The organism is Streptomyces sp. ATLC9 (assembly GCF_057196705.1).
The window spans coordinates 1-5988 of sequence record NZ_JBXUOY010000301.1 but is presented as its reverse complement, the minus strand read 5'-3'; the positions used below and the strand labels follow the sequence as shown (position 1 = coordinate 5988).

Here is a 5988-nt window from a genome sequence, read left to right as displayed (position 1 = left end):
GCCTTTTCTTTCCGCGCCGTTTCCGGCGCTTCCACCACCGTAGCGGATTTCCCGTCCGGCTCCTAATCGGGCCGTCCGGACCGGAATTGCGGCATGCCGCAATTCACCCCCAGAAGGGAATCACACCAAGTGAGTGGTCGCCGCCGAGGGCGACAGAAGAGCTGCCCGGTGTCGGATCGACTCCGTGGCAGCTCGGAGAACAGTACACGACCGCGGGCGGTCCATCAAACGGCCCTAGCCGTTGCCGCCGGAGGCCAGTTCGCGGCTGCGGTCGCGGGCCGCTTCCAGGGCCGCGATGAGTGCGGCGCGCACACCGTGCCGCTCCAGCTCGCGGATGGCGCTGATCGTGGTGCCCGCCGGGGAGGTGACCGCCTCGCGGAGCTTGACCGGGTGCTCGCCGCTGTCCCGGAGCATCACCGAGGCACCCACCGCCGCCTGGACGATCAGGTCGTGGGCCTTGTCGCGGGGAAGGCCGAGCAGGATGCCCGCGTCGGTCATGGCCTCCACCAGGTAGTAGAAGTAAGCCGGTCCCGAGCCGGAGAGCGCCGTGGCGGCGTCCTGCTGGGACTCCGGGACGCGCAGCGTCTTGCCGACCGGCTGGAAGATCTCCTCGGTGCGGACGAGGTGGATCTCGGTGGCGTGGGTGCCGGCGGAGATGACGGACATGCCCTCGTCCACCAGTACCGGAGTGTTGGGCATGACTCGGACGACCGGGGCGCCCCGGGTGAGGCGTTCCTCGATGAAGGCGGTCGGGATGCCCGCCGCGGCGCTGACGACCAGGCGGTTGGCGGGGAGGTGGGGGGCCAGCTCCCCGAGGAGGTCCGCCATGTCCTGTGGTTTGACCGCCAGGATGAGTGTGTCGGCGGCCTTGGCCGCCCCGGCGTTCGTGACCGCGGTGACGCCGTGGCGGGCGCGCAGCTCCTCGGCGCGCTCCGGTCGGCGGGCGGTGACCAGGAGGTCGGACGGGGACCAGCCGGCGCGGATCATGCCCGAGAGCAGGGCTTCGCCGATCTTGCCGGTTCCGAGTACGGCGATCTTCTGGGTCATGGGACGGCTCACCTTGTCCGGGTCCGGTACGCGCGTACCGCACTTGCGTGTGTGCTGCGCTGCCATCCTCGCACCCGCGGTGGTGCCGCCGCCGGTTCGTCCATCTGGCGGTCAGGGGGTGCGGCGGCGGAGGGTGGCCGCACCGAGGAGGAGGACGAGCAGAGCGCTTCCGGCGACGATCGCGATGTCGCGGACGAGGTCGCCGGTGACGTCGGGACTGCGCAGGACCTCGTTCATGCCGTCCACCGCGTAGGACAGGGGCAGGACGTTCGAGACGGCTTCCAGGACGGGCTGCATGGTGTCGCGCGGTGTGAGCAGGCCGCAGAGCAGGAGCTGCGGGAGGATCAGCGCGGGCATGAACTGGACGGCCTGGAACTCGGTGGCGGCGAAGGCGGAGACGAACAGGCCCAGTGCGGTGCCGAGCAGGGCGTCGAGCAGGGCGATGAACAGCAGCAGCCAGGGGGAGCCCGCGAAGTCCAGATCGAGGAACCAGATGGTCACCCCGGTGGCCAGGGCCGCCTGGGCGACGGCCAGCAGGCCGAAGGCCAGGGCGTAGCCCAGGATCAGGTCGGCCTTGCCCAGCGGCATGGACAGCAGGCGTTCGAGGGTGCCCGAGGTGCGTTCGCGCAGGGTGGCGATGGAAGTGACCAGGAACATCGTGATCATCGGGAAGATGCCGAGCAGCGAGGCCCCGATGCGGTCGAAGAGTTCGCGGTCGTCGGCGTAGACGTAGTACAGCAGGACCGTCAGCAGCACGGGGACGAGGAGGAGCAGCGCGATCGTGCGGGGATCGTGTGCGAGCTGGCGCAGTACGCGGCGGGCGGTGGCCAGGGTTCGGGTCGCGCTCACCGGTTCTCTCCTTCGTCGGTCTTCTCGCCCTTCCCGCGGGCGGCGTCGACCAGGTGGAGGAAGGCGTCCTCGATGTTCCCGGTACGGGTGCGGTTCCGCAGGGCTTCGGGGGTGCCGTCGGCCAGGAGGCGGCCGGCGCGCATCAGCAGCAGGCGTTCGCAGCGGTCGGCCTCGTCCATGACGTGGGAGGAGACCAGCAGTGCGGTGCCGCGTTCGGCCGCGAGGCGGTGGAAGAGGTCCCACAGGTCACGGCGGAGGACGGGGTCGAGGCCGACGGTGGGTTCGTCGAGGACCAGCAGTTCGGGGGAGCCGAGCAGGGCGACGGCCAGGGAGACCCGGGAGAGCTGCCCGCCGGACAGGTTGCCGGCGAGGGAGTCGGCGTGGGTGGTGAGGTCGACGTCGGCGAGGGCACGCTCGACCTGTTCGCGGCGGTCGGCGCGGGGCAGGCCCAGGACGGAGGCGAAGTACTCGAGGTTCTGGCGGGCGGTCAGGTCGGTGTAGACGGAGGCGGCCTGGGTGACGTATCCGACGCGGGAGCGCAGCGGTGCGGCTCCGGCCGGCCGGCCGAGTACGTCGAGGGTGCCGGTGACCTTCGCCTGGGTGCCGGCGACGGCGCGCATCAGGGTGGTCTTGCCGCAGCCGCTGGGGCCCAGCAGTCCGGTGACGGTGGAGCGCGGGACCTCGAAGGAGAGGCCGTCGACGACGGTGCGGCCACCGCGGACGACGGTGAGGCCGTCGGCCAGGACGGCCGGCCCCACAGGGAAATTCATCATATGTTGAATAATGCTCCCGTGCCGATCCGGGCGTCAAGCGGGGCGGGGCCGGACATGCCGACGCCCCCGTCCGGGGCGGCGGACGGGGGCGTTCGGTGGTGTCGTGGGACGGGCCCTCGGCCCGTTTCCCTCAGTGCCCGCGACGGGCCCTTCCGGACCCCCCGGAGCCGCGGCGGGCGGCCGGGTTGCCGCGGCGGGCGGCACGGGCGGCGCCACGGCGCTCGTGCCGCGCGACGGCCCGGTCGTACTCGGCACGGCGGAGCTTCTCGCCGGGGGCCTCGACCAGGCTGCGCGCGGCATAGGCGAGCAGGACGCCGAGGAAGCCGATCACCTTGACCGGGCGCATCGCCGCGTCGTCGGGGCGGGCCTCTCCGGGCTCGCGGGTGTAATCGGTGAGGGTGCGGCTGAATGCCATGGAGCTGGCCAGCGCCAGGGCCACCACGAGCAGGACGCCGATCACGCCGCCGTCCGCGAAGGTGCTTCCCTCGTACACCAGCCGCAGCACCCAGGCCCCGGCGGCGGCCAGCAGCAGCGCCCCGAGTCCGAGCACGATCCGGCGCGGGAGGTAGCCACCGGAGTGGTGCACCCAGGTGGTGCCGTAGAACCGGATCGGCTCGGGCTCGGGGGGCTCCCGCTTCTCACTCATGGTGTCGATTATGCGCGCGGACGCCCGTGGGCTGCCGGGGCGGGGTCAGCCGAGCTTGGTGACGTCCCGCACCGCGCCCTTGTCGGCGCTGGTGGCCATGGCCGCGTAGGCGCGCAGGGCGGCGGACACCTTGCGGTCGCGCGCCGCCGGCGCGTACCGGCCGCCGAGCGCCTCGCGGCGGGCGGCGAGGGTGGCCTCGTCGACCTTCAGCTCGATGGTGCGGGCGGGGATGTCGATGCTGATCAGGTCGCCGTCCTCGACCAGGGCGATGGTGCCGCCCGCGGCCGCCTCCGGGGAGGCGTGGCCGATGGACAGTCCCGAGGTACCGCCGGAGAAGCGACCGTCGGTGATCAGCGCGCACTTGGCGCCCAGGCCCCGGCCCTTGAGGAAGGAGGTCGGGTAGAGCATCTCCTGCATGCCGGGCCCGCCCCTGGGGCCCTCGTAGCGGATGACGACGACGTCGCCCTCCTTGACCTTCTTGCCCAGGATCCTCTCGACGGCCTCCTCCTGCGACTCGCAGACCACGGCCGGGCCGCTGAAGGTCAGGATGGACTCGTCGACGCCGGCGGTCTTCACCACGCAGCCGTCGACGGCGAGGTTGCCGTGCAGGACGGCCAGTCCGCCGTCCTTGGAGTAGGCGTGCTCCACGTCGCGGACGCAGCCGCCGGCCGCGTCGGTGTCCAGGGACTCCCAGCGCTCGGACTGCGAGAAGGCGCTGGCGGAGCGGACGCAGCCGGGGGCGGCGTGGAACAGCTCGACGGCCTCGGGCGACGGGGAGCCGCCGCGGATGTCCCAGGTCTTGAGCCATTCGGCCAGGGAGTCGGAGTGGACGGTGCGGACGTCCTCGTTGAGCAGGCCCGCGCGGTACAGCTCACCCAGGATGGCGGGGATTCCGCCGGCCCGGTGGACGTCCTCCATGTAGTACGAGCCGTTGGGCGCGACCTTGGACAGGCACGGCACGCGGCGCGAGACGGCGTCGATGTCGGTCAGCCCGAAGTCCAGCCCTGCCTCCTGCGCGGCGGCGAGCAGGTGCAGGATCGTGTTGGTGGAGCCGCCCATGGCGATGTCGAGGGCCATGGCGTTCTCGAAGGCGGCGCGGGAGCCGACGGCGCGCGGCAGGACACTCGTGTCGTCCTGCTCGTAGTGGCGCCCGGTGATCTCCACGACCGTGCGGCCGGCGTTCTCGTACAGCGCCCGGCGGGCGGTGTGGGTGGCCAGCACCGAGCCGTTGCCGGGCAGGGAGAGGCCGATGGCCTCGGTGAGGCAGTTCATCGAGTTGGCGGTGAACATGCCCGAGCAGGAGCCGCAGGTGGGGCAGGCGTTCTCCTCGATGAGGGCCATGTCCTCGTCGGAGACGGCCTCGTTGGCCGAGTCGGCGATGGCGCTGATCAGGTCGAGTTTGCGGACCGTGCCGTCGACGAGGGTGGTGCGGCCGGACTCCATCGGCCCGCCGGAGACGAAGACCGTGGGGATGTTCAGGCGCATGGCGGCCATCAGCATGCCCGGGGTGATCTTGTCGCAGTTGGAGATGCAGATCAGGGCGTCGGCGCAGTGGGCCTCGACCATGTACTCCACGGAGTCCGCGATCAGGTCGCGGGAGGGCAGGGAGTAGAGCATGCCGCCGTGCCCCATGGCGATGCCGTCGTCCACGGCGATGGTGTTGAACTCGCGCGGAACTCCGCCCGCCTCCTTGATCGCCTCGCTGACGATCCGGCCGACCGGCTGGAGGTGGGTGTGCCCTGGCACGAACTCGGTGAAGCTGTTGGCCACCGCGATGATCGGCTTGCCGAAGTCCTCGCGCGCTACGCCGGCGGCCCGCAGCAGGGCGCGGGCGCCCGCCATGTTGCGGCCGTGGGTGACGGTGCGGGACCTCAGCTGGGGCATGGTGCTCCACTCCTTCGTGAACCATGGGACGACCGTTCGGCGCGGTCTTCGGGCCGTAGCCGACGAGCGTACGCCTCCCGCTCAAGATCCGGACGAAAAGTCCGGATCGTAAGACGTGAGGGGTGCTGGACTCACTCTCCGCGCGGGTGCTCGCCGGCACCCGGGGCCGGTTCGTCCCCGGGCGCCGGCCCGGCGGGCCCGGTCAGATGGTGCTGGACGGCCGGGGCGAGGCGGGCCACCAGCTCCTCGGGCTCCGCGGAGGCCAGCGGTTCGATCTCCAGGGCGTACCGCATGATCGCCGCGCCCACCATCTGCGCGGCGGCCAGCTCCACCCGGAGTTCCCGGTCCGGGACGTCCAGACGGCGCGCCACCCGGGCCATCAGCTGCCGCGTCACCATGCCGCGGAAGATCCGGGCGGCGGTCTCGTTGCTGAGCGCCGAGCGGACGACGGCCAGCAGGGGCGCGCGGCCGGCCGGATTCTCCCAGACGCCCAGGAAGAAGCGGACGAGCTCCTCGCCGAGGCCGTCGGGGCCGTGCGAGGCAAGGTGGCCCAGGCCCTCGGCGGCGGGGGCGAAGGAGATCTCCGCGGCGGCCTCGAAGACCCGCTCCTTGGTTCCGAAGTAGTGGTGGACCAGGGCCGGGTCCACCTCGGCTCCGCGGGCGATGGAGCGGATGGATGCCTTGTCGTAGCCGCGCTCGGCGAACTCCGCGCGGGCCGAGGCCAGGATGCGGTCGCGTGCCGCCACCCCGGCCGCGGCGCGGCCGGCCGAGGCGGGGCGTCCGCGGCGG

Annotated in this window: 6 protein-coding genes; all 6 read right to left on the bottom strand. The window is 72.1% G+C overall.

The features are described from left to right. Positions 1 to 234: 234 nt before the first annotated feature. Entirely contained in the window at positions 235 to 1047 is an 813-nt protein-coding gene (gene proC, locus AC2CJA_RS23035) for a pyrroline-5-carboxylate reductase (protein WP_484604597.1), read from the bottom strand. 111 nt (positions 1048 to 1158) lie between these two features. Continuing rightward, a complete protein-coding gene (locus AC2CJA_RS23030) occupies positions 1159 to 1896 on the bottom strand; it encodes an ABC transporter permease (protein WP_484604596.1) in 738 nt (245 codons plus the stop codon). Continuing rightward, the gene (locus AC2CJA_RS23025; protein WP_484604595.1) at positions 1893 to 2669 is read right to left on the bottom strand and encodes an ABC transporter ATP-binding protein; all 777 of its coding nucleotides are present in this window, start codon (positions 2667 to 2669) and stop codon (positions 1893 to 1895) included. The genes AC2CJA_RS23030 and AC2CJA_RS23025 overlap by 4 nt, the downstream gene beginning before the upstream one ends. 130 nt (positions 2670 to 2799) lie before the next feature. After that, positions 2800 to 3315 (bottom strand): hypothetical protein, encoded by a 516-nt coding sequence (locus tag AC2CJA_RS23020; RefSeq protein ID WP_484604594.1) that lies wholly within the window; start codon positions 3313 to 3315, stop codon positions 2800 to 2802. 45 nt (positions 3316 to 3360) lie between these two features. Further along, positions 3361 to 5199 carry a dihydroxy-acid dehydratase gene (gene ilvD, locus AC2CJA_RS23015; protein ID WP_484604593.1) on the bottom strand — a complete coding sequence of 613 codons (1839 nt, stop codon included), beginning with the start codon at positions 5197 to 5199 and terminating at the stop codon, positions 3361 to 3363. 131 nt (positions 5200 to 5330) lie between these two features. Continuing rightward, positions 5331 to 5988 (bottom strand): TetR/AcrR family transcriptional regulator (locus AC2CJA_RS23010; RefSeq protein ID WP_484604592.1); only part of this gene is annotated, 658 nt, incomplete at its 5' end.

Coding starts and splice junctions, on each gene's coding strand:
- AC2CJA_RS23020 (WP_484604594.1), bottom strand. CDS start 3,315: ATGAGTGAGAAGCGGGAGCCCCCCGAGCCCGAGCCGATCCGGTTCTAC.
- ilvD (WP_484604593.1), bottom strand. CDS start 5,199: ATGCCCCAGCTGAGGTCCCGCACCGTCACCCACGGCCGCAACATGGCG.
- AC2CJA_RS23025 (WP_484604595.1), bottom strand. CDS start 2,669: ATGATGAATTTCCCTGTGGGGCCGGCCGTCCTGGCCGACGGCCTCACC.
- proC (WP_484604597.1), bottom strand. CDS start 1,047: ATGACCCAGAAGATCGCCGTACTCGGAACCGGCAAGATCGGCGAAGCC.